This window comes from Streptomyces sp. HSG2 (assembly GCF_016598575.1).
In the GTDB taxonomy this organism is placed as follows: domain Bacteria; phylum Actinomycetota; class Actinomycetes; order Streptomycetales; family Streptomycetaceae; genus Streptomyces.
Window position 1 is genome coordinate 821415 of sequence record NZ_CP066801.1, and the last position, 22496, is coordinate 843910.

Genomic DNA, 22496 nt, shown 5'->3' on the forward strand with positions numbered 1-22496 from the left:
CTCCGAAGGTAGGGGCCCCACGGCCCGGATCGGCGCAGCGAACGATGACGAATCGCTGACGTCCGTGCACGTCGGAGCCCGGGGCGTGGATTCGCGCCCTAGCGTGCCGATGTGAACCGCGCTCTCCTCCGTGATCTGTACGCCGTAGCCGGCGCCGCCCTGCTCGTGCTGGCCGCGGTGGTCGTCGGCATCGACATCCAACGCCGGGACGGAACGCTCCGGGTCGACGCGCCTCCCCTCGTGGGGCACTGGATCCCCCACGTCGGCCCCGGCACCCCGGCCGCGATCCTGGTCGCCGTCGCCGTGGTGGCCTACGGACCAATGGTCGCGGCGAGGATGCGCTGGCGACCCCTGCTGCTGACGAGTTGGGGGGTGGGGATGGCGTGGACCTGGTCGTTGGCGCTGGTCGACGGCTGGCAGCGCGGGGTGGCGGGGCGACTGACCACCCGGCACGAGTACCTCCAGGTGATCGACCGTTTCACGGACATCCCGGCCGCCCTCGCCGGGTTCACCGGACACATCCTGTTGGAGTCGCCCGACAACTGGCCGGCCCACGTGGCGGGTCACCCGCCCGCGGCGACGCTCACCTTCGTGCTTCTGGACCGGGTCGGTCTGGGCGGCGGCGGCTGGGCGGGGGCGTTCTGCGTCGTCGTCGGGACGACGACGGCCGCCGGGGTGCTGGTCGCCGTCCGCGCGCTCGCCGACGAGCGACTGGCCCGGAGGGCGGCCCCGTTCCTGGTCCTCGTCCCCGGAGCGGTGTGGGTGGGCGCCTCGGCGGACGGCTATTTCGCGGCGGTCACCGCCTGGGCCGTGGCCTTCCTGGCCCTGGCGGTGACGGGATGTCGGCCGCGCTCGACGGGACTGGCCTCGGGTCTGCTGTTCGGCCTCACGCTCTACCTGTCGTACGGGCTGACGTTGTTCGCGGTGATCGCGGCGACCGTGCTCTTCCTCGGACCTCGACGCCCCGGGGACTCGCCCCGGCTGCGCGCCCTGCCGTGGCTGGTCGCCGGCTTCGCGGTGGCGCCGGTGGTCTTCACCCTCCTCGGCTTCGACTGGTGGGAGGCGTACCGCACCCTGGTCACCCGCTACTACCAGGGCGCGGGCGGCTATCGCCCCTACGCGTACTGGGTGTGGGCCAACCTGGCCTGCACGGTGCTGATCGTGGGTCCGGCGACGGTGGCGGGGCTGCGTCGTTGTGTTCTCCGGCTGCGCGTGCTTGTGGGCCGGTCGGGCGGGGCCGGCCGGTGGATCGCTCCGCCCCGCGCGGCCGACGCCCGACTGGCGCTGCTGGTGGTCTCCGCGCTCGTCGCCTTGCTCGTCGCCGACCTGTCGGGGATGAGCAAGGCGGAGACGGAGCGGATCTGGCTGCCGTTCGCGCTCTGGTTGCCGGCGGCCTGTGCCTGGCTGCCCGCGGCGCGCGCCTGGCTGGGCGCGCAGGGCGCGCTCGCGCTGCTGGTCAACCATCTGGTGGTCACCGGCTGGTGACCCGACCCGAAGCCGAGCCGGCGTCGCACGTGCCCGGCCGCGGACAGGGCGGCGCGGCGGGTGCCGGGGGCCGCGCTCGCCCGCCCGGCCCCAACCCGCCTCCCTTCGCGTCGGCGACGGCTCACCCGACCGTCCCTACTCCTCCTCGGGGACCAGCCGCAGGGAGATGGAGTTGATGCAGTAGCGCTGGTTCGTCGGCGTCGGGTAGCCCTCGCCCTCGAAGACATGACCCAGGTGCGAACCGCACCTGGCGCACCGCACCTCCGTGCGCACCATGCCCAGCGAGCGGTCCTCGAACAGCTCCACGGCCTCGGAGTCACGCGGGTCGTAGAAGCTCGGCCAGCCGCAGTGCGACGCGAACTTCGTCTCCGACCTGAACAACTCGGCGTCGCAGGCGCGGCAGGAGTAGACGCCGCTGGTCGTGGTGTGGGTGTACTCGCCGGTGAAGGCCGGCTCGGTACCGGCCTCACGCAGGACGGCGTACTCGGCCGGTGTCAGCTCCGCGCGCCACTGCTCGTCCGGCTTCTCGACGTCGTACGGCATGGGACTCGACCCCTCACTTCGACAGACTCTCCAGGATGCGCGGTGCGAGGTCGGTGACGTCGCCCGCGCCCATGGTGAGAACGAGATCACCGGGCTTCGACATTCCCGCGACCGTCTCGGGCACGGCGTCGCGGTCGTGCAGCGGGGTGACGTCGGCGCCGGCCGCTCGGGCCGATGTCACGATCAGCTCGCTGGTGACGCCGGGAATGGGGTCCTCGCGGGCCGGGTAGATGTCGAGCACCGCGGCGGCGTCCGCGAGGGCGAGCGCCCGCCCCATCTCCGTGCCGAGTTCGAGGGTGCGGGAGAACAGGTGCGGCTGGAAGACGACGAGGACGCGGGCGTCGCCGGCGGCGGAGCGCATCGCCTCCAGGTCGGCCGCCATCTCGGTCGGGTGGTGGGCGTAGGAGTCGATCACCCGGACGCCGCCCGCCTCGCCGATGGCCTGGAGGCGTCGCTTGACGCCGGTGTAGGCCCCCAGGGCGTCGGCCAGGTCCCGGGCGGGCACTCCCAGGGCCGCGCCCGCCGCCAGCGCGGCCACGGCGTTGTGCGCGTAGTGGCGGCCGGGGACGGAGACGCCGAAGGTCAGGCGCTCGCCGTCCGGCAGGGCCACCGTGACCTGACTGCGCAGACCCCGGGGCAGCACGGAGAGGATCCGGACGTCGGCGTCCTCGGCCTCGCCGTAGGTCACGGTCCGCACCGTGCCTGCGATCCGGCGGGTCAACTCGCGCGCTCCGGGGTCGTCGGCGGACACGACCAGTGTGCCGCCGGGTCGGATCCGCGACACGAAGATCCGGAAAGACTCGTGGATCTCCTCGATGGAGGCGTAGTTGGCGTGGTGGTCCAGCTCGACGTTGAGGACGACGGCGACCTCGGGGGCGTACTTGTGGAAGCTGCGGTCGCTCTCGTCGGCCTCCGCGACGAAGATCTCCCCGGCGCCGTGGAGCGCGTTGGAACCGGGGGCGTCCAGGTCGCCGCCGATCGCGTAGGAGGGTTCCAGACCCAGCTCGGCCAGCGCCACGGCGAGCATGGAGGTCGTGGTGGTCTTGCCGTGGGTGCCTGCCACGGCGAGCGGCCGGAGCCCGGCCATGAGGGCGGCCAAGGCATCCGCGCGGTGGACGACGGGCACGCCGCGCTCGCCGGCGCGCACCAGTTCGGGGTTGTCGTCGCGGATCGCCGAGGAGACCACCACGCAGCTGGTGTCGGCCGCGAGGTGCTCGGCGTCGTGTCCGATGTGCACGGTCGCGCCCAGGGCGCGCAAGGCCGTGACGGTCGCGGAATCCCTGGCGTCGCTCCCGGCCACGGTGGCTCCGCGCCGCGCGAGGATCCCGGCGATGCCCGACATCCCGGCGCCGCCGATGCCGATGAAGTGCGGTCGGTCCATGCCGGGGGGAAGGCCGGATGTCATGCTGGTGTCTCCCTGGGGTGAAGGCCGCTCGACGCGGCGGTCGATCCGCCGGCCACCCTATGCCGTGCTGTGGGAGAACAGCTTCAGGACCGGGACGCCGACCTTGTTCCGGGCTCGGGAGGCCCAGTCCCGGTGGAAGAACTCCTCCACGTAGTGGGGGTCGGTCAGGACGATCACCTCGTCCGCGCGGTTCTCCTCGACCAGGGCCTGCAGCTCGTCCAGCGGCCGGTCCCGGACGAGCAGACCGGTGGCCTCGGCGCCGGCCGCGCGCAGGGCGGCGAGGGACACCTCCAGGGCCCGCTGCCCCACGTCCAGCGCCTCCTCGCCCTCGGGGGTCTCGCCCTCGCGGACCGCGTCGTCCAGTTCGCCAAGCGCCACGTCGTCGACGGCCCGCAGCAGGCGGTCCGCCTGGTCGCCGCGCGGTTGGAGGAGTACGCGGAAGGTGATCTCCTCCTCGCCGTGCAGGGTCGTCACGAACTCGACGTCGGCGGACGTCAGTGCCTTCTCGATCATCAAAACGCTTGTGAACACCAGGCGCCCCTTCTGCGTCGAGGGCCCCCCGTGGGCCCACCTGCCGCGGGCCGAAACCGTTCCGCGGAGCCATGCTGCCCCGTACCGGCACGGGCGGTGCGGGCACGGGTGCAGCCGACACCAGTGTGCCCCGCACGGGGAAATCGGAACGAAAGACTCCGCCGATCCCCTGATCAGCGTCCTGCTCGCACACCCGCCCGAGCCCTCGGACCCCGGCTCGGGGGCTCCCGGCCGACCCGGCACCGCGGTGGGCCGGGGCGCGGGCGCCTCAGCGGCGGCGATAGCGCCCGAAGAGGAAGCCGTCCTCCTCCAGCAAGGACACCAGGTCCAGTCGCCGGGGCGCGGCGATCGGCGGGCCCGAGGTGATCCGTCGGGCGTCACCCCCGGTCAGCGTCGGGGACATGGTCAGGCACAGCTCGTCCAGCACCCCGTCGGCGACGAACCGGCCGAGCAGCCGAGGGCCGCCCTCGGTCAGCAACCGCGTGTGGCCCAGTTCCACCAGCGCCGCGACGGCACGGGCCGGGTCCACGCCGGTCCCGTCGCCCGCGACCACCACCCGGGCCCCGGCCCGCTCCACGGCCGCGATCCGCTCGACCGGGGCGGCGGCGCCCGTCAGAACCAGTGTGGGCACCAGTGGGGAGCCGAACAACGGCGTCGCGAGGTCCAGCTCCAGCCCCGCGCTGACCACCGCGATCGCCGGGGCGGGGGCCTGCCCGGCCGCCCGTCGCGCCTCGGCGAACTCGGCTCGGGCGCGCGCGGGCCGGTATCCCTCGCGCCGGACGGTCTCCGCCCCCACCAGCACCACGTCCGCGAGGGCGCGCAGCGTGCCGAAGATCCGCATGTCGGCGGGGCAGGAGAGCGGCTGCGAGCGGCCCTCGTGCTCGGCGGCTCCGTCGAGGCTGGTCACCATGTTGGCGCGCAGCCACACCCCACCCGTGTCCCGCGGGTCGGGGTAGGCGTAGACGGCCGCGAGGTCGGCCAGCGTCCACTCCCCGCCGTCGGGGCCTCCGGTCCGCTCGTCCGGCGAGCCCGCCGCGGGAAAGAGTCGTCGCATGGCGGAAGTCTCGCATCCCCGCCGTCACCCGTCGCCTCCCGGCCCGTCCCCGACCTGGACGTTCGGGCGTGGGTCGCGGCGGGAGCGACGCCCCCGGAGGCGGCTTGTCGCGCACCCGGCCGGACCCGGCCCGGCGGGCGGCCCGTACCATGGGTAGGCGTGTCGTCCTCCCTCAGCTTCGGTCCCGACGTGTCCGACCCCGACGCGGCAGCAGCCGACGGGCCCCTTTCCCTGTGTGCCCGCGAGCCGCGCGTCGCCGCGGACCGGCTGGTGGCGGCGATGGTCCCACCACCCAGGTTCGACGCCGTCCGCTTCGCCACCTACGCCCCGGCGCCGGACCGGCCGAGCCAGAGCGAGGCCGTGCGCGTGTTGGAGGGCTTCGCCGCCGGGTTGACCGACCCCCCGGCGACGGGCGGGCGTCGCGGTCTCCTCGGGTGGCGGCGGCGCGCGACGAAGGCCCCGGCGACCGCGCGGGGCGTCTACCTGGACGGCGGGTACGGCGTCGGCAAGACGCATCTGCTGGCGTCCCTTTGGCACGCGACCCCCGCGGAGCCGGAACGCAAGGCGTTCGGCACCTTCGTGGAGCTGACCCACCTGGTGGGGGCGCTCGGCTTTCAGGAGACCGTGCGAACCCTCTCCGGTCACCGACTGCTGTGCATCGACGAGTTCGAGCTCGACGATCCCGGCGACACCGTCCTGGTGTCGACCCTCCTGGGGCGTCTGGTCGACTCGGGCGTGGCACTGGCCGCCACCTCGAACACCCTGCCCGGCCGGCTCGGCGAGGGGCGTTTCGCCGCGGCCGACTTCCTGCGGGAGATCCAGACGCTCTCCGCTCGCTTTCGCACCCTGCGCATCGACGGCGAGGACTACCGACACCGCGGTCTGCCCGCGGCACCGGTCCCGCACCCTGAGGAGCGCGTCACCCGCGCCGCGCACGCGCGGGCCGGCGCCTCCCTGGACGCCTTTCCGGATCTGCTGGACCACCTCGCCCGGGTCCACCCGAGTCGGTACGGCGCGCTCACCGACGGAGTGCGGGCGGTCTGCCTCACCGGGGTGCGGCCGGTCCGGGACCAGTCGACGGCCCTGCGCCTGGTCGTCCTGGCGGACCGGTTGTACGACCGCGAGGTCCCCGTCCTCGCGTCCGGGGTGCCGTTCGACCGGCTGTTCGGCGAGGAGATGTTGAAGGGCGGCTACCGCAAGAAGTACTTCCGGGCGATCTCCCGGCTGACCGCCCTGGCACGAGACGCGGGACGCCTCGTCGAGCCCTGAGGCGGATCGACGCGGGGGCTCGGCGGCGTGGGGGACGCCGGACGGGTGAGTGGCGAGGGGTGTCGGCCGTGCGTGCGGCCGGGGTACACCCCTCGCCCCTAATTTCGTCAGATGATCCCACTTATTTGGCGTTCACTCGTCGCGGCCTGCGTTCTGGCGGCCCTTCCCGCCTGTGGCACGGCCCGATCTCCCCAGGACGCCCCCGGCCCGGCCGGCCGGTCACCCACCTCCGCCTCCTCGCCGTCCACTTCCTCGCCACCGCCCACGCTGGCGCCGGGTCCGGCCGGGCTGACGCCCGTCTTCACGCACGGCGAGCGCGACGGCGAACCGACCGTCGCCCTCACCTTCGACGCCGACATGACCGCCGACCAGGGCCCCCGCGCGGCCCGGGGCGAACGCTTCGACCATCCGGAGCTGATCGCCGCGCTGCGCGAGCTGGAGGTGCCCTCGACGGTGTTCATGACGGGCCGGTGGGCCGAGGAGTACCCCGATCAGGCCCGCGCCCTCGGTCGGGACCCGCTCTTCGAGGTCGCCAACCACTCCTACAGTCACCACGCCTTCACCCCGGACTGCTACGGTCTGCCGACCCTGCCCCGCGAACGGATGCGAGGCGACGTCGAGCGCGCCTACGAGTCCTTCCGTCGGGCCGGCGTCCCCGATCCGATGCCGTACTTCCGCTTCCCCGGAGGTTGCCACGACCGTACGGCGCTGCGGGAGTTGTCGGCGACCGGCGTCACCGCCGTCCAGTGGGACGTGGTGAGCGGAGACGCCTTCGCGACGGACGCGGAGGCGGTGGCCCGGCAGGTCCTCGACGGCGTGCGCCCCGGATCCGTCGTGGTGCTGCACTGCACCCGCAGCGCCGCGCCCACGACGGAGGCGGCGATCCGCCGGATCGTCCCCGAGCTGCGACGCCGGGGCTACCGCATGGTCAAGGTGTCGCAGCTGATGGCGCCCGTCGGCGAACGCGCCTGACCCGTGCGGCCCGGACCACTCAGGCCAGGTCGGCGACCAGGTCGGCGACGCTCTTGCGACGCCCCGTGAAGAACGGGACCTCCTCGCGCACGTGCCGCCGTGCCTCGGAAGCCCGCAGGTGGCGCATGAGATCCACGATGCGGTGGAGTTCGTCGGCCTCGAAGGCGAGGAGCCACTCGTAGTCGCCGAGCGAGAAGGAGGCGACCGTGTTGGCGCGCACGTCCGGGTAGCCCCGGGCCATCCGACCGTGGTCCGCCAGCATGCGGCGCCGGTCCTCCTCCGGCAACAGGTACCAGTCGTAGGAACGGACGAACGGGTAGACGCTGACGTAGTCGCGCGGCGTCTCGTCGGCGAGGAACGCGGGAATGTGCGAGCGGTTGAACTCGGCGGGCCTGTGGAGCGCCATGTTGGACCACACGGGAACGAGGGAGCGGCCCAGCCTCGTGCGGCGGAAGAGGTTGTACGCGTTCTGGAGACGGTCGCTGGACTCCGCGTGCCACCAGATCATCAGGTCGGCGTCGGCGCGCAGGCCGGACAGGTCGTAGGTGCCGCGGACGACGACGTCCTCGGCGGCCAGCCGGTCGAACAGCTCCTGGACCTCCCGCGCGTGGCCCGCGCGGTCCTCCGGCAGCGCGTGTTCCAGACGGAAGACGGACCAGAGGGTGTAGCGGATGACCTCGTTGAGGTCCTTGGCCAGCTTGCCCTTGTTGGGGATCCGCTCGGCGGCGGGGGTGGTGGCGTCGTCACTCATGGCCCTATTCTCCCGCGCCGCCTCGCGCCCCCCGCACCGGGTGGGTTCCCGGCCCCGTGCCCACCCCCGGAGCCTCCCCCAGCGTCTCGACGGCCGCGTAGGCGCTCGCGATGGTGGCCGGGATGCCGACCCCGTCGAAGGCCGCACCGCACACCGCGAGCCCGGGCAGGCGCGCCACGTGGGCCCGGATCCGGGCCACCCGGGCGTGGTGACCGACGGGGTACTGGGGCAGTCCGTCGTCCCACCGGGTGACCCGGGTGGCGACGGGCGACGCCGCGAGGCCCGTGGCCTCGCGCAGGTCGTGACGGGAGACCTCGACGAGCGCGGCGTCGTCGCGACCGAGGATTTCCGTCTCGCCGTGACGTCCGACCGAGGTCCGCACCACGACCAGATCGGGATTCTCCTCGGCGATCCAACCCCACTTCTGTGAGGCGAACGTGGAGGCCTTGATGGTGCGTCCGTCGACCGGGGGGACCAGGAAGCCGCTGCCCTCGGGAAGGGCGGTGGCGTCCGTCCGGCGGTAGACGAGGGTGATCAACGCCATGGAGGCGTACTCGACGGCCGCCAGTTCGGCGGCGGCGCCCGGGGCCTCCTGCCGCAACAACGCGGCGGCGGCGGGCGCCGGGACGGCCAGGACGACGGAGTCGGCCCGCAGTTCCCCTCCCCCGGCGATCACACTCCAGCCACCACCCGCCCTCCGACGCAGCGCGGTGACCGCCGTGCCGGTGCGGACCCGTCCGCCACGGGCCCGGACGGCTTCGGCCACCGCCGCGGGAAGGGTTCCGACCCCGCCCGCGAGGCCCATGAACACCGGGCCCCCCGCGGGGCCGGCCGCCGCCCGCGTCCGGATCCGCGAAACGGCCTCGGTGAGGGAACCCCCCGCCCGCGCGGCCTCGTAGAGCGCGGGAATCGCCGAGCGGAGCGATAGACGGTAGGCGTCGCCCGCGTAGACACCCCCCAACAGCGGCTCGACAAGGCGGTCGACGACCTCGCGGCCCAGCCGGGCCGCGACGTACGTGCCGACCGCCACGTCCTCGCCCACCTCGGTGCCGGGCAGTTCCGGCTCGCGCCCGGCGCGGGCGACCCCTTCCGCCGACAGCACGCCGGCGAGAGCGGACCCCCTGCCGGGCACTCCCATGACGTGCCCCTGAGGCAGCGGACGCAGGGCGCCTCGGGTCCACAGGGCGGCCGTCGAGGCGGCGGGTGGCCCGAGGCGGTCGGCGAGGCCCGCCTCGCGCGCCAGGTCGACGGCCTCCGGCCGGCGGGCCAGCATGGACTCGGCGCCGAGGTCGACACGGGCCCCGGCCACCTCTCCCGGCCACAGCTTGCCCCCGACCCGGTCCGAGGCCTCCAGCACCGTCACCCCGAACCCCCGGCCCAGCAGCCGGTGCGCGGCGGCCAACCCGGCGATGCCGGCCCCGACGACGACGACCTGCCCCGCGCCCGCGCGGGCCTCGCTTGCACACATGCCCCAAGCCTCTCAGACGGTCCGACACCCGCCGGACGACCCCCGCCCCGAGGACCCGTCACCGCGACGAACCCCGCGCGCCCTCGCACCCGGGGCCGGAGGGCGAGGGACCGGGCCCGTAGCATGACCCACGCCGGGCCTCCCGCGCGGACGGGCGGGAGTCACCGCCCGGAGCGACCGACAGGAGAGGGGACCCTCGGTGGACGTGAACGGCGCGCGCGGCGGCCGACGACGACTGGTGGTGATCGGCGGCGACGCCGCGGGGATGTCCGCGGCGTCGCGAGCACGTCGCCTGCGGAGCGCCGAGGAACTGGAGATCGTGGCGTTCGAGCGGGGGCACTTCGCCTCGTACTCCGCCTGCGGCATCCCCTACTGGGTCGCCGGCGACGTGCCCGAGCGCGACCGGTTGATCGCCCGAACCCCCGAGGAGCACCGGGCACGGGACATCGACCTGCGGACGCGCACCGAGGTCGTCGAGATCGACGTGTCCGGCCGTCGGGTCCGCGCCCGCGAGGTCGACACCGGCACCGAGTACTGGACCGCCTACGACGGCCTGGTGGTGGCCACCGGCGCCCGCCCCGTCCGGCCCGACCTGCCGGGGATCGACGCCCCCGGCGTCCACGGGGTGCAGACGCTCGACGACGGTCAGGCCCTGCTGGACAGTCTGGCGCGATCCGAGGGGCGACGTGCCGTGGTCGTGGGCGCCGGGTACATCGGCGTGGAGATGGCCGAAGCCCTCCTCCGCCGCGGCCACCGGGTGACGGTCCTGGACCGGGGTGAGGAGCCGATGTCCACCCTCGACCCCGACATGGGTCGGCTGGTGGGCGAGGCGATGCGGGGGATGGGCATCACCGTCGTCGGCGGTGCCGAGGTCACCCGGGTCCTGACCGGCGAGGACGGCCGGGTCCGCGCAGTCGCCACACCCGACGCCGAGTATCCCGCGGACGTGGTGGTGTTGGGGATCGGGGTGCGTCCGGAGACCGAGCTGGCCGCCGCGGCGGGGTTGCCGCTCGGCGACCACGGCGGACTGCTCACCGACCGGGCCATGCGGGTCCGGGGACACGAGGACGTCTGGGCGGGCGGCGACTGCGTCGAGGTGCTCGACCTGGTCTCCGGTCAGTCGCGGCACGTGCCGCTCGGCACCCACGCGAACAAGCACGGACAGATCATCGGCACCAACGTCGGCGGCGGCTACGCCACCTTCCCCGGCGTGGTCGGCACGGCCGTCAGCAAGGTCTGCGACCTGGAGATCGCCCGCACCGGGCTTCGGGAGAAGGACGCCCACCGCGCCGGTCTCCGGTTCGTCGCCGTCACGGTCGCGTCGACCAGCCGCGCGGGGTACTACCCCGGCGCTTCCCCGATGACGGTGAAGATGCTCGCCGAGCACCGCACGGGCCGGCTGCTCGGGGTGCAGATCGTCGGCCGGGAAGGCGCCGCGAAGCGGGTCGACATCGCCGCGGTGGCGCTGACCGCGGGCCTGACGGTGGAGCGGATGACGGGACTGGACCTGGGCTACGCGCCGCCGTTCTCCCCCACGTGGGATCCGGTGTTGGTGGCCGCGCGAAAGGCGGCGGAGGCCGTCGAACGGGAACGCTGAGCCCGAACGGGCCGCCCGCCCCGGCCCGGGGGCGTCGACGGGCGGGGGCGCGGCGACGGCAGCTAGCGGGCGGTGCGCTCGTGCACGTCGGCGACGAGGCGGGTGAGCGCGTCCGGGTCGGTGTCGGGGAGTACGCCGTGGCCGAGGTTGAAGATGTGTCCCTCCAGCCCGGCCGCCGCGTCCAGGACCTCGCCGGTCTTGGCCCGGACCGCCTCCGGGGTCGAGAACAGCACGGCCGGGTCGAGGTTGCCCTGAAGGGCCTTGCCGGGGCCGACCCGACGGGCGGCCTCGTCCAGCGGAACCCTCCAGTCGACACCCACCACGTCGGCGCCGGCCTCGCCCAGCGCCCCGAGCAGCTCGCCCGTCCCGACACCGAAGTGGATACGGGGAACCCCGTATCCGGCGACGGCGCGGAAGACCTTGGCCGAGGCGGGCATCACCCGGCGCCGGTAGTCCGCCGGCGACAGCGCGCCGACCCAGGAGTCGAAGAGCTGGACCGCGGCGGCACCCGCCTCGATCTGCACCGAGAGGAAGGCCGCCGTGATCCGCGCCAACCGGTCGAGCAGGTCGGACCAGAGCCCCGGGTCGCCGTACATCATCGCCTTGGTGTGCTCGTGGTTGCGCGAGGGCCCTCCCTCCACGAGGTAGCTCGCCAGGGTGAACGGCGCGCCCGCGAAACCGATCAGCGGTGTGGCCCCCAGCTCCCGGGTGAGCATGCCGATCGCCTCGGAGACGTACGCGACGTCCTCGGGGGTCAGGTCGCGCAACCGCTCCAGGTCGGCCCGGCGGCGGAAGGGACGCTCGACGACGGGGCCCACCCCCGGCCGGATGTCGAGGTCGACTCCGATGGCCTTGAGGGGGACGACGATGTCGCTGAAGTAGATCGCGGCGTCGACGCCGTGCCGACGCACCGGTTGCAGGGTGATCTCGGTGACCAGGTCCGGACGCATGCAGGAATCGAGCATCGTGATCCCCTCGCGCACCTTGCGGTACTCGGGCAGGGAGCGCCCGGCCTGCCGCATGAACCACACCGGGGTGTGCGGCACCGGCTCCCGCCGGCACGCCCGGAGGAAGGCGGAGTCGTACGCTGCGGTCGGCTGCTTGCCCGCGGGGCTCTGGTTGGCGCTCACGCCGGCCAGTCTCGCATGTCCCCGCGACGCTCTCGGACGTCGGTCGGCGGCACCGGCTCGCCCGACGCGGCACCGTTCGACCCGGTGGCGGAGCCGACGCGCGGCCGTGACCTCGTGGTGGCGGGTTCGGGCCATCCGGGGATCGCCTCGGCAGCCGGGTGTCCCTCCCTGCGCGGAAGCCGGGTTCCGCCTAACCTTCCCCGCATGGCTGCGGCTCAGGGACGACTGTCGGACGGCACCGGGGAAATGGACGAAGCGAACGGCACGGGGAGTGCGGGGGGACGGGGCGACGCGGGAAGCCGGGAGGACGGAACGCCGGGGCCGTTCCGCGCGGCGGTGGAGGCTCTGCGGGGGGCGCGGATCCGACCGCAGATCGCGGTGGAGCGGACGCGGGCGCCGCAACGGCTGGCGCCGTACGCCCACGCACTGGAGGCGACGGTGACCGAGGGCGAGGAGGAACTCGCCGACGGGCGGTTGGTGTTGTTGCACGATCCGGCGGGGCACGAGGCGTGGCGGGGCACGTTTCGACTGGTGACCCTGGTGCGGGCGGACCTGGAGGCGGAGATGGCGGCGGATCCGTTGCTGCCGGAGGTGTGCTGGAGCTGGCTGACCGGAGCGTTGGAGGCCCGCGGGCTGTCGTACGGCGAGCCGGGAGGCACCGTGACGCGGGTGAGTTCGCAGTACTTCGGCGAGTTGGCGGCGCGCCCGGGGACGACGCAGATCGAGATCCGGGCCTCCTGGACCCCCCGGGAGCAGGCGGGCGGGGTGCCGGACACCGCCGCGCACCTGGCCGGCTGGTGCGACCTGCTGGCGCAGGTGGCGGGGCTGCCGCCCTCGGGGCAGGGGGACGCGTCGGTCGTGACGCTCCCCCAGCGCCGGGGTCCGCGACCGGCCTGACGGCCCCGAGGGGCGTGCCGTGCCCGCGGGCCGCGTCCCGCGGCCGGTGTCCGCCGGTCTCCGCCCGCTCCCGCCTGCCGGGGTGCGCGGGGCAGTGGGGCGTCCGTTCCCCGTCTCTCGCCTCCGGTGCCCCCCGCCGCTTCGCCTCGGGATCGAGCACGCCTTGCCAGCGCCTCTCCTCCTCCCCGCCGCGACTTCCGCGTGACCCGATCTCCTCGATCGACGCCCCGGGGCATCTTTCCGGTCACTTTGTCGATACGGCCACTTTCGGAATCTTTGCGACATCGCGCCGCCGCAGGTCGTAACCGTTCGAGCTTCGAATGATCGACAGCCTGTCCGAATTGTTCTGATTGTTACTCACCGGATAGTGATCACTCTCTAAAGGCCGACCGGCACGCTGCCGAAGACGACTGTGACCTTGCAAGCACGGTTCGTCCCGGCTTCTTCCCCACGAGCCGACCCCGTCCCCGCACTCCAGGAGGCCTGGTGTCCGTTCTTCTCGAGCAGCCCGCAAGCCTGGTCGCCTACCGCCCGAACAAGCCCACCGCCATGGTGGTCGTCGCCGACCCCCGCGTCCGCTCCACCGTCACCCGCCACTTGTGGGCGCTCGGCGTGCGCGACGTGATCGAGGCCTCGTCCATCGCGGAGGCTCGTCCCCGCGTCGGCAACCCCCGTGACATCTGTGTGGCCGACGTCCATCTCCCCGACGGTTCCGGCCTGACGCTCCTGTCGGAGACCCGAGCCGCGGGCTGGCCGAACGGTCTCGCCCTGTCCGCCGCGGACGACATCGGCGCCGTTCGCAACGCCCTGGCGGGCGGGGTGAAGGGCTACGTCGTCACCGGCACGCGGACCAACCTCGGCCTGCCCGGCCGCCCCGGCGCCGCCCCCATCGGCGCCGCCGCGGCCCGCCTTCACCGCCGCCCCCCGGGTGCCCCGAGCCACCCGGGTGGCTACCGCGAACTGTCCGGCCGTGAGGTGGAGGTGCTGCGACTGGTCGCCGAAGGCCAGTCGAACAAGGCGATCGGGGTCTCCATGGGACTGTCCGCGCTGACCGTCAAGAGCCACCTCGCCAGGATCGCCCGCAAGCTCGGCACCGGGGACCGCGCCGGAATGGTGGCCGTGGCCCTGCGGACCGGCATCATCCACTGAGCACGCCCCCGCGGGGCCTCGCGCCGTGCTCCCCCTCCCCGTCTCCCTCCCTCGCCCCGACCCGCCCTCCGGTCGGCTCCCGCCTCTCCCCCCCGGCAGCCGCCCGCCATGGCCGGTTCCCCTCCCTCCCGGGCCCGTCGACGGAACGTTCCGTCGACGGGCCCGGCCCGCGCACGGATACCCTTGACAGGTGACCGACGCCCACGAAACCGCAGCAGACCGTCCCCTGCGCACCACCGGAGGCGCCCCTCCGGACGAGCCCGGATCTCCTGCCCAGGCGCCGACCCCCTTGCTGGAACCCGGGGAGGGCGTCCCACCGGTCGTGGCCGACCCGGCCGCGCTGGCCGAGACGATCGAGGCGTTCGCGGCGGGCTCGGGCCCGGTCGCCGTGGACGCGGAGCGCGCCTCCGGCTACCGCTACGGCCAACGCGCCTACTTGGTCCAGATTCGCCGGCAGGGGGCCGGCACCGCCCTGATCGACCCCGTGGCCTGCCCCGACCTGACCGCGCTGGGCGGGGTCCTGGCGGACGCGGAGTGGGTGCTGCACGCCGCCACCCAGGACCTGCCGTGTCTGCGGGAGATAGGAATGGCACCCGCCACTCTGTTCGACACCGAGCTGGCCGGTCGACTGGCCGGCTTCCCCCGGGTCGGCCTCGGCGCCATGGTGGAGGGGGTTCTCGGCTACACGTTGGAAAAGGGCCACTCCGCCGTCGACTGGTCCACCCGCCCCTTGCCCGAGCCCTGGCTGCGCTACGCCGCCCTGGACGTGGAACTCCTGGTGGACCTGCGCGACGCGCTGGAGAAGGATCTGGAGCGGCAGGGCAAGCTGGAATGGGCCCGACAGGAGTTCCACGCCATCGCCTCCGCGCCACCACCCGAACCGCGGCGCGACCCCTGGCGCCGCACCTCGGGCATGCACAAGGTACGGCGACGCAGGCAGTTGGCGGTCGTCCGCGAGCTGTGGCAGGCGCGGGACCTCGTCGCCAGGCGCCGGGACGTGTCGCCCGGGAAGGTGCTGTCGGACGCGGCGATCGTGGAGGCCGCCCTCGCGCTGCCGACCGACGCCCGGACCCTCGCCGCGCTGAACGGCTTCGGCCGGGTCAACCGTCGCCAGTTGGAGCAGTGGCAGTCCGCCGTGGACCGGGCCAGGTCTCTGCCCGAGTCCCGTTTGCCGCACCCCGGACAGGCCGTGCCCGGACCTCCGCCGCCACGGGCCTGGGCCGACAAGGACCCGGTCGCCGCCGCCCGCCTGACCGCCGCGCGCGGTGCCGTGACGGCCCTGGCGGAGCGACTGGACCTGCCGCCGGAGAACCTCGTCACCCCCGACACGGTCCGCCGGGTGTGCTGGGAGCCACCGGCCGTCGTGTCCGCCGAGACCGTGGCCGACGCGCTGAGCGCGCACGGGGCCCGCCCATGGCAGGTCCGACTGGTGACACCCCTTCTCACGGCCGCGCTGGCGACCTGACCCGGCGTGGTCGTGCCCCGTCGGCGGGCACGACGCTCGGGGCCGCTCGCCGTCCGCCGCCTCGGCGGGCTTCGCCGGCCGCGACACCCGGGCCGGCCGGTTCGGCCGGCAGGGGTGTGACGTTCACCGCTCCAGGCGAGGGGGCTGTGCAGCTACGTTACCCATAAGTAGCATGTGCCTGAGCGGACGCTCAGCGTGCCGCGGCAGTGCCACCCAGCACCCTGGAGGAGAGCCATCGTGCCTCGTACCGTCAGGGACGTCGTCTTCGTCGACGGCGTCCGTACCCCGTTCGGCAAGGCGGGCCCGAAGGGCGTCTACCACGAGACCCGCGCCGACGACCTCGTCGTGAAGGCGATCCGGGAGCTGCTGCGACGCAACCCCGGTCTCGACCCCAAGAAGATCGACGAGGTCGCCATCGCCGCGACCACGCAGATCGGCGACCAGGGACTGACCATCGGCCGCACCGCCGGCATCCTCGCCGGCCTGCCCCAGTCCGTCCCCGGCTACTCCATCGACCGGATGTGCGCGGGCGCCATGACCGCGGTGACCACCACCGCCGGTTCCATCGCCTTCGGCGCCTACGACGCCGTCATCGCCGGTGGTGTCGAGCACATGGGCCGCCACCCGATGGGCGAGGGCGTGGACCCGAACCCGCGGTTCGTCAGCGAGAAGCTCGTGGACGAGTCCGCCATGTTCATGGGGATGACCGCGGAGAACCTCCACGACCGCTACCCCCACATCACCAAGCGCCGGGCCGACGAGTACGCCGTGCGCTCCCAGGAGAAGGCCGCCAAGGCGTACGCGGACGGCAAGATCCAGCAGGACCTGGTCCCGATCTCGGTGCGCCGCACCAACCCCGAGGGCGGCGAGACCGGCTGGGGCCTGGTCACGACCGACGAACCGATGCGTCCCGGGACCACGCTGGAGAACCTCGAAGGCCTCAAGACCCCCTTCCGCGTGCACGGTCGGGTCACCGCGGGCAACGCGGCCGGCCTGAACGACGGCGCCACCGCCTCGGTCATCGCCTCCGAGGACTTCGCGCGCGAACACGGCCTGCCGGTCAAGATGCGTCTGGTCTCCTACTCCTTCGCCGGCGTAGAGCCCGAGGTGATGGGCTACGGCCCGATCCCCGCCACGGAGAAGGCGCTGGCCCAGGCCGGACTGTCCATCTCCGACATCGGCCTGTTCGAGATCAACGAGGCCTTCGCCGTGCAGGTGCTGGCCTTCCTCGACCACTACGGCATCGCCGACGACGACCCGCGCGTCAACCAATACGGCGGCGCGATCGCCTTCGGCCACCCCCTGGCCTCCTCCGGCGTGCGGCTGATGACCCAGCTCGCCGCCCAGTTCGAGGAGCGGCCCGAGGTCCGCTACGGCCTCACCACCATGTGCGTCGGCTTCGGCATGGGCGCGACCGTCATCTGGGAGAACCCGCACTTCGAGGGGGACAAGTGAGCACCACCGCAGAGCTGCTGAAGGGTGCCGCCGAGTTGTTTCCCGGCGAGGTCGTCACCCAGGCGCACGTACGCCACCTCGACCTCCCCCTGGGGGCCGGGCGCTTCGCGCTGATCACGCTGGACAACGGCCACGACCACACCAAGCCGACGACGTTCGGCCCCCAGTCGCTGGGGAACCTGGACGCCGCGCTGGACCAGGTGGAGCGCGAGGCCGCCGCCGGCGAGATCGTCGGCGTGGGCGTCACCGGAAAGCCGTTCATCTTCGCCGTCGGCGCCGACCTCAAGGGCGTCGAACTTCTCAAGGAGCACCAGGACGCGCTCGCCATGGGCAAGGGCGGCCACGACGTCTTCAAACGCCTGGCCTCGCTCGGGGTGCCGACCTTCGCCTACTACAACGGCGCGGCCATGGGCGGGGGCGTCGAGGTGGGCCTGCACTGCACCTACCGGACGGTCTCCTCGGCGGTGCCCGCCTTCTCGCTGCCCGAGGTCTTCCTCGGCTTGGTCCCCGGCTGGGGTGGCTGCGTGCTGCTGCCGAACCTGATCGGCCCGGAGAAGGCCGTCTCGGTGATCATCGAGAACAGCCTGAACCAGAACAAGCAGCTCAAGGGCGCGCAGGTCCACGAGCTCGGGATCGCGGACGCCATCTTCGAGGGCGCCGACTTCCTGGAGCAGTCGCTGATCTGGACAGCGGCCGTCCTCAAGGGCGAGATCCGCGTCGAGCGCCCGGCGATCGACCGCGGCGAGGCCTGGGACCAGGCCGTGGCCCGCGGGCGGGCCATCGCCGACGCCAAGGTGCACGGCGCCGCACCGGCCGCCTACCGCGCCCTGGACATCATCGCCGCGGCCAAGGACGGCGACACGCAGCGAGGCTTCGACGCCGAGGACCAGGCGCTCGCCGACCTGATCATGGGCGGTGAGCTGCGGGCCGGCATCTACGCCTTCAACCTGGTGCAGAAGCGCGGCAAGCGGCCCGTCGGCGCGCCCGACAAGAGCCTGGCGCGCCCGGTCACCAAGGTGGGTGTCGTCGGGGCCGGGCTGATGGCCTCACAGCTGGCGCTGCTCTTCCTGCGCCGCCTGGAGGTGCCGGTCGTGCTGACCGACATCGACCAGGAGCGCGTCGACAAGGGCGTCGGCTACGTCCACGCCGAGATCGACAAGCTGCTCGGCAAGGGACGCATCGGCCAGGACAAGGCCAACCGGCTGAAGGCACTGGTCAGCGGGGTCCTGGACAAGGCCGAGGGCTTCGCGGACGCGGACTTCGTCATCGAGGCCGTCTTCGAGGAGATGGGCGTCAAGCAGCAGGTGTTCGCGGAGGTCGAGGCGGTCGCCCCGGCGCACGCCATCCTGGCCACCAACACCTCCTCCCTGTCGGTCTCCGAGATGGCCGCGAAACTGAAGCACCCCGAGCGGGTGGTCGGCTTCCACTTCTTCAACCCGGTCGCCGTGCTGCCGCTGCTGGAGATCGTCCGGGGCGACGAGACGGACGACGCCTCCCTGGCGACGGCCTTCTCCGTCGCCAAGAAGCTGAAGAAGACCGCCGTGCTGGTCAAGGACGCGCCGGCGTTCGTCGTCAACCGGATCCTGACCCGCTTCATGGGAGAGATCCAGAACGTCATCGACGAAGGCACACCGGTTCCCGTCGCCGAGCGGGCCGTCGAGCCGCTCGGCCTGCCGATGTCGCCGCTGGTCCTGCTGGAGTTGGTCGGCCCGGCAATCGGCCTGCACGTCTCGGAGACCCTCAACAGGGCCTTCCCGGACCGCTTCACCGTCTCGCCCAGCCTCAAGGCGGTCGTCGAGGCCGGCAAGCGGGGGTTCTACGTCCACGACAGCGGCAAGCCGGAGCTGGACCCGGAGGTGACGGCGCTGCTGAAGCAGGGCGACACCGTCCTGACCGAGGAGCAGGTGCGGACCCGTGTCCTGGACGCGGTCGCCCGCGAGATCGGCCTGATGCTGGAAGAGGGCGTCGTCGCCGAGGCGCAGGATGTCGACCTGTGCCTGATCACCGGCGCCGGTTGGCCCTTCCACCTGGGTGGCATCACGCCGTACCTGGACCGCGAGGGTGTCGGCGAGCGGGTGAACGGCAAGCGGTTCCTGCCCGTCGGAGTCGCCGACGTTCCCGCCTAGTAGGGCTCGGGTGGGCGGGGTGCCGAGGAGGAGACGTCGTCCCTCCCCGGCGCCCCTCCCCGTTCTCGGGTCCCCGGCGTCCCCTTCTCGGTGAGGCGGCCGGGAAGAGGCAACCCCCCAGGGGGGTGAGGGACCTGCCCGGGCCCACAGCGGTCGCGACGGGGAGCGTCTTCCTCGTCGCCATGCTGAGCGAGATCAAGCGTCAGGACCTGCTCGGCAGCCCCACCACGGCCTACCGGATCGCCGACACCCTCACCTCCGCGCTCACCACGGACTCCGACCTCGCCTCGCTCGGCGACCTCGCGGAACTCGCGAGCGGCATGGACGGGATCGACCCCGCGACGATGGAGACGATCACTCTGCCGGTCGCCTACGACGTGCGGGACCCCAATCGCGTGGTGCCCTCGGAGCCCGACGCCGGCCTCTTGTGGGCGGCGATCCGCGAGGGCGGGGAGATCCCGGACTCCGTGGGGTAGCCGGCGACGTGGGCGACCGCGATCATGGGGGAGAGCGGGCGCGATCCGGTGCCCACACACCCCGCGCCCGCGGAGTGACCGGTCCGGAGGGTCCCATGTCCGCTCGACGCGTGACGCGTCACGCGTCGAGCGGACATGGGACGCTGCCGACCATGACGGACAACACTCCGCTCCTGGTGGTCGTCGACGCGGCGAACGTGATCGGCTCGGTGCCCGACGGCTGGTGGCGGGATCGGCGGGGCGCGGCGGAACGCCTGCGGGATCGCCTGGCAACGGACGGGGTGCCCGGGCGGGCGATGGACGTGGAGATCGTCCTGGTCGTCGAGGGGGCGGCTCGCGGAGTCGGTTCGGTCGCCGGGGTCCGGGTGGAGTCGGCGTCCGACAGCGGCGACGATCACATCGTCGATCTCGTCGAGAACGCCGCGGACGGCCCGGTCCTGGTCGTCACGGCGGACCGGGAACTCCGACGGCGGGTCGGCGCCTTGGGCGCAGAGGTGGCGGGCCCCCGCGCGGTGCGCCCTCGTTGACGTCCGCTCGACCCGGACGACGGGGCGAGCGGGCGCCGCCCCTCGCGGTCCGCGACGGGTTCGCCAGGCCGCGCGCCGGTGCGGGCGCGGACCGCCCGCGATCGCCGGACGAGTGGAACGGCGCGGCTCGGGACCGGCCCCCGGGAAGACCCCGAGGGCCGGGTGCGGTTCAGTCGCCGACGGGCTCCACCGCGTCGACACTGGACACGGCGCGCTGGGAGCGCGGCCCGCCGTTCGTCCGGACGGCGCGGTGCGGAAGCCCGTCGAGCTTGGCGACCAGGCCGGTGACCTGACGCGCGATGTCCGGCGCGGTGAGACCGATCTCGGCGAGTACCTCGGCCCGCGAGGCGTGGTCGAGGAAACGGGGCGGAATGCCGAAGTCCCGCAACGGCACGTCGACCCCCGCGTCCCGCAGCGCCTGGGCGACGGCGGAACCGACCCCTCCGACGCGGGAGTTGTCCTCCACGGTGACCACGACCCGGTGACGCTCGGCGAGCGGGGCCATCGCCTCGTCGACGGGCTTGACCCAGCGCGGGTCGACGACGGTGGTCGAGATGCCCTGCTTGTCGAGCAGGTCGGCGACCTCCAGACACATCGGAGCCAGGGCGCCGACGGAGACGAGCAGCACGTCGGGCGTGTCGGTGCCCGGTCGGCGCAGCACGTCCATGCCGCCGACGCGACCGACGGCGGGAACAGCGGGGCCCACGGCACCCTTGGAGAAGCGCACGACCGTCGGGGCGTCGTCCACCCCGACGGCCTCGCGCAGCTGCGCCCTGACCTGGTCGGCGTCGCGAGGGGCGGCGAGTCGCAGACCGGGGACGACCTGGAGGATGGACATGTCCCACATGCCGTTGTGCGAAGCGCCGTCGGTGCCGGTGACGCCGGCCCGGTCCAGCACGAAGGTGACGCCGCAGCGGTGCAGGGCGACGTCCATCAACACCTGGTCGAAGGCCCGGTTGAGGAAGGTCGCGTAGACGGCGAAGACCGGGTGTACCCCTCCGTGGGCGAGGCCCGCCGCGGAGACGGCACCGTGCTGCTCGGCGATGCCGACGTCGTAGACGCGGTCGGGGAAGCGCTTGGCGAACCGGTCCAGTCCGACCGGCTGCAGCATCGCCGCCGTGATGGCGACGACGTCTTCGCGCTCCTCCCCGAGCTTGACCATCTCCTCCCCGAAGACGCTGGTCCAGTCGGCGCCCGAGGTGGCGATGGGTAGACCGGTGTCGGGGTGGATCTTGCCGACGGCGTGGAAGCGGTCCGCCTCGTCGGCGAGGGCCGGCTGGTATCCGCGCCCCTTCTCGGTGAGGCAGTGCACGATGACCGGCCCGCCGAAGCGCTTGGCGCGGGTGAGGGCGGACTCCAGCGCCTCGATGTCGTGACCGTCGATGGGTCCGACGTACTTCAGACCGAGGTCCTCGAACATGCCCTGCGGGGCGATGAAGTCCTTCAGCCCCTTCTTCGCGCCGTGCAGGGTGTCGTACAGCGGACGGCCCACGACCGGTGTGCGCTCCAGCACCTCCCGGGTCCGGGCCAGGAACCGCTCGTAGCCGTCGGTGGTGCGCAGCGTCGCGAGGTGGTTGGCGAGTCCGCCGATGGTGGGCGCGTAGGAACGCTCGTTGTCGTTGACGACGATGACCAGGGGCCGGTCCTTGGCGTCGGCGATGTTGTTGAGCGCCTCCCAGGCCATGCCGCCGGTGAGGGCGCCGTCGCCGATGACGGCCACCACGTGGTCGTCGCGGCGGCGGATCTCGTTGGCCTTGGCGATCCCGTCGGCCCACCCGAGGACGGCGGAGGCGTGGCTGTTCTCGATCACGTCGTGCTCGGACTCGGACCGCGCCGGGTAGCCGGAGAGCCCGCCCTTCATCTTCAGGCGGGAGAAGTCCTGTCGTCCGGTGAGCAGTTTGTGCACGTAGGACTGGTGTCCCGTGTCCCACAGCACCTTGTCCCTGGGCGACTCGAAGACCCGGTGCAGGGCGAGGGTGAGCTCCACCACTCCGAGGTTGGGGCCGAGGTGGCCGCCGGTCTTGGAGACCGCGTCGACCAGGAAGGTCCGGATCTCCTGGGCCAGCTCCCCAAGCTGCTCCAAGCTGAGCCGGTCCAGATCGCGCGGTCCCGTGATGCGGGTCAGCAGCGGCACCCGTGCCTCCTTGCAGTTGAGCTGTTCGAGCTGTTGCCGGGCTCGACGAGTCTAATGTTCCG

The 22496-nt window shown here is 73.2% G+C and carries 18 protein-coding genes and 1 pseudogene; 11 read left to right on the plus strand and 8 right to left on the minus strand.

Going from position 1 to position 22496, the window contains the following annotated elements; genetic code table 11:
- The first annotated feature begins 111 nt into the window (after positions 1–111).
- Positions 112–1485 carry a hypothetical protein gene (locus tag JEK78_RS03125; RefSeq protein ID WP_200262564.1) on the plus strand — a complete coding sequence of 458 codons (1374 nt, stop codon included), beginning with the start codon at positions 112–114 and terminating at the stop codon, positions 1483–1485.
- Positions 1486–1620: 135 nt separating this feature from the next.
- On the opposite strand, the gene msrB is transcribed toward JEK78_RS03125, so the two are convergent.
- From msrB to JEK78_RS03145, 4 genes are all read right to left on the minus strand, one after another.
- Positions 1621–2028 carry a peptide-methionine (R)-S-oxide reductase MsrB gene (gene msrB / locus JEK78_RS03130; RefSeq protein WP_200262565.1) on the minus strand — a complete coding sequence of 136 codons (408 nt, stop codon included), beginning with the start codon at positions 2026–2028 and terminating at the stop codon, positions 1621–1623.
- Positions 2029–2041: 13 nt separating this feature from the next.
- Positions 2042–3433: a UDP-N-acetylmuramate--L-alanine ligase gene (gene murC / locus JEK78_RS03135; protein ID WP_200262566.1), complete on the minus strand. Its 1392-nt coding sequence runs from the start codon at positions 3431–3433 to the stop codon at positions 2042–2044.
- 57 nt (positions 3434–3490) lie between these two features.
- On the minus strand, positions 3491–3964 hold the full coding sequence (locus JEK78_RS03140; RefSeq protein ID WP_200262567.1) for an indole-3-glycerol phosphate synthase: 474 nt from the start codon (positions 3962–3964) through the stop codon (positions 3491–3493).
- Positions 3965–4232: 268 nt separating this feature from the next.
- The gene (locus JEK78_RS03145; RefSeq protein ID WP_200262568.1) at positions 4233–5018 is read right to left on the minus strand and encodes a pyrimidine reductase family protein; all 786 of its coding nucleotides are present in this window, start codon (positions 5016–5018) and stop codon (positions 4233–4235) included.
- Positions 5019–5207: 189 nt separating this feature from the next.
- Here JEK78_RS03145 and zapE point away from each other — a divergent pair, with 189 nt between their 5' ends.
- Complete coding sequence (gene zapE, locus JEK78_RS03150; protein WP_242483356.1) at positions 5208–6287, plus strand: cell division protein ZapE; 1080 nt, start codon at positions 5208–5210, stop codon at positions 6285–6287.
- Between the two features lie 111 nt (positions 6288–6398).
- Positions 6399–7259 carry a polysaccharide deacetylase family protein gene (locus tag JEK78_RS03155; protein ID WP_200262570.1) on the plus strand — a complete coding sequence of 287 codons (861 nt, stop codon included), beginning with the start codon at positions 6399–6401 and terminating at the stop codon, positions 7257–7259.
- A gap of 19 nt (positions 7260–7278) precedes the next feature.
- Here the strand turns inward: JEK78_RS03155 and hemQ are convergent, their stop codons facing one another.
- Together hemQ and hemG are read right to left on the minus strand one after the other, a co-directional pair.
- Complete coding sequence (gene hemQ, locus JEK78_RS03160) at positions 7279–8010, minus strand: hydrogen peroxide-dependent heme synthase (RefSeq protein WP_200262571.1); 732 nt, start codon at positions 8008–8010, stop codon at positions 7279–7281.
- A 4-nt stretch (positions 8011–8014) separates the two neighbouring features.
- On the minus strand, positions 8015–9478 hold the full coding sequence (hemG, locus tag JEK78_RS03165; RefSeq protein ID WP_200262572.1) for a protoporphyrinogen oxidase: 1464 nt from the start codon (positions 9476–9478) through the stop codon (positions 8015–8017).
- Between the two features lie 265 nt (positions 9479–9743).
- Here hemG and JEK78_RS03170 point away from each other — a divergent pair, with 265 nt between their 5' ends.
- The gene (locus JEK78_RS03170) at positions 9744–11075 is read left to right on the plus strand and encodes an FAD-dependent oxidoreductase (protein WP_277953071.1); all 1332 of its coding nucleotides are present in this window, start codon (positions 9744–9746) and stop codon (positions 11073–11075) included.
- Positions 11076–11137: 62 nt separating this feature from the next.
- Here the strand turns inward: JEK78_RS03170 and hemE are convergent, their stop codons facing one another.
- Positions 11138–12205 (minus strand): uroporphyrinogen decarboxylase, encoded by a 1068-nt coding sequence (gene hemE, locus JEK78_RS03175; protein WP_200262573.1) that lies wholly within the window; start codon positions 12203–12205, stop codon positions 11138–11140.
- A gap of 204 nt (positions 12206–12409) precedes the next feature.
- Here hemE and JEK78_RS03180 point away from each other — a divergent pair, with 204 nt between their 5' ends.
- The 7 genes and pseudogenes from JEK78_RS03180 (at position 12410) to JEK78_RS03210 (ending at position 20300) form a co-directional block, all read left to right on the plus strand.
- On the plus strand, positions 12410–13102 hold the full coding sequence (locus tag JEK78_RS03180) for a DUF3000 domain-containing protein (RefSeq protein WP_200262574.1): 693 nt from the start codon (positions 12410–12412) through the stop codon (positions 13100–13102).
- Between the two features lie 486 nt (positions 13103–13588).
- On the plus strand, positions 13589–14251 hold the full coding sequence (locus JEK78_RS03185) for a response regulator transcription factor (protein WP_200262575.1): 663 nt from the start codon (positions 13589–13591) through the stop codon (positions 14249–14251).
- A gap of 190 nt (positions 14252–14441) precedes the next feature.
- Complete coding sequence (locus JEK78_RS03190; RefSeq protein WP_200262576.1) at positions 14442–15716, plus strand: ribonuclease D; 1275 nt, start codon at positions 14442–14444, stop codon at positions 15714–15716.
- 237 nt (positions 15717–15953) lie between these two features.
- Positions 15954–17171 (plus strand): acetyl-CoA C-acyltransferase, encoded by a 1218-nt coding sequence (locus tag JEK78_RS03195; RefSeq protein ID WP_200262577.1) that lies wholly within the window; start codon positions 15954–15956, stop codon positions 17169–17171.
- A complete protein-coding gene (locus JEK78_RS03200; protein ID WP_200262578.1) occupies positions 17168–19297 on the plus strand; it encodes a 3-hydroxyacyl-CoA dehydrogenase NAD-binding domain-containing protein in 2130 nt (709 codons plus the stop codon). Before JEK78_RS03195 ends, JEK78_RS03200 begins: the two co-directional genes overlap by 4 nt.
- Before the next feature lie 170 nt (positions 19298–19467).
- Positions 19468–19773, plus strand: a pseudogene (locus tag JEK78_RS03205) (LytR family transcriptional regulator); the annotation flags it as partial.
- Between the two features lie 152 nt (positions 19774–19925).
- Positions 19926–20300 carry an NTP pyrophosphohydrolase gene (locus JEK78_RS03210; RefSeq protein WP_200262580.1) on the plus strand — a complete coding sequence of 125 codons (375 nt, stop codon included), beginning with the start codon at positions 19926–19928 and terminating at the stop codon, positions 20298–20300.
- A 169-nt stretch (positions 20301–20469) separates the two neighbouring features.
- On the opposite strand, the gene dxs is transcribed toward JEK78_RS03210, so the two are convergent.
- Positions 20470–22434 carry a 1-deoxy-D-xylulose-5-phosphate synthase gene (gene dxs / locus JEK78_RS03215; protein ID WP_200262581.1) on the minus strand — a complete coding sequence of 655 codons (1965 nt, stop codon included), beginning with the start codon at positions 22432–22434 and terminating at the stop codon, positions 20470–20472.
- Positions 22435–22496 lie beyond the last annotated feature (62 nt).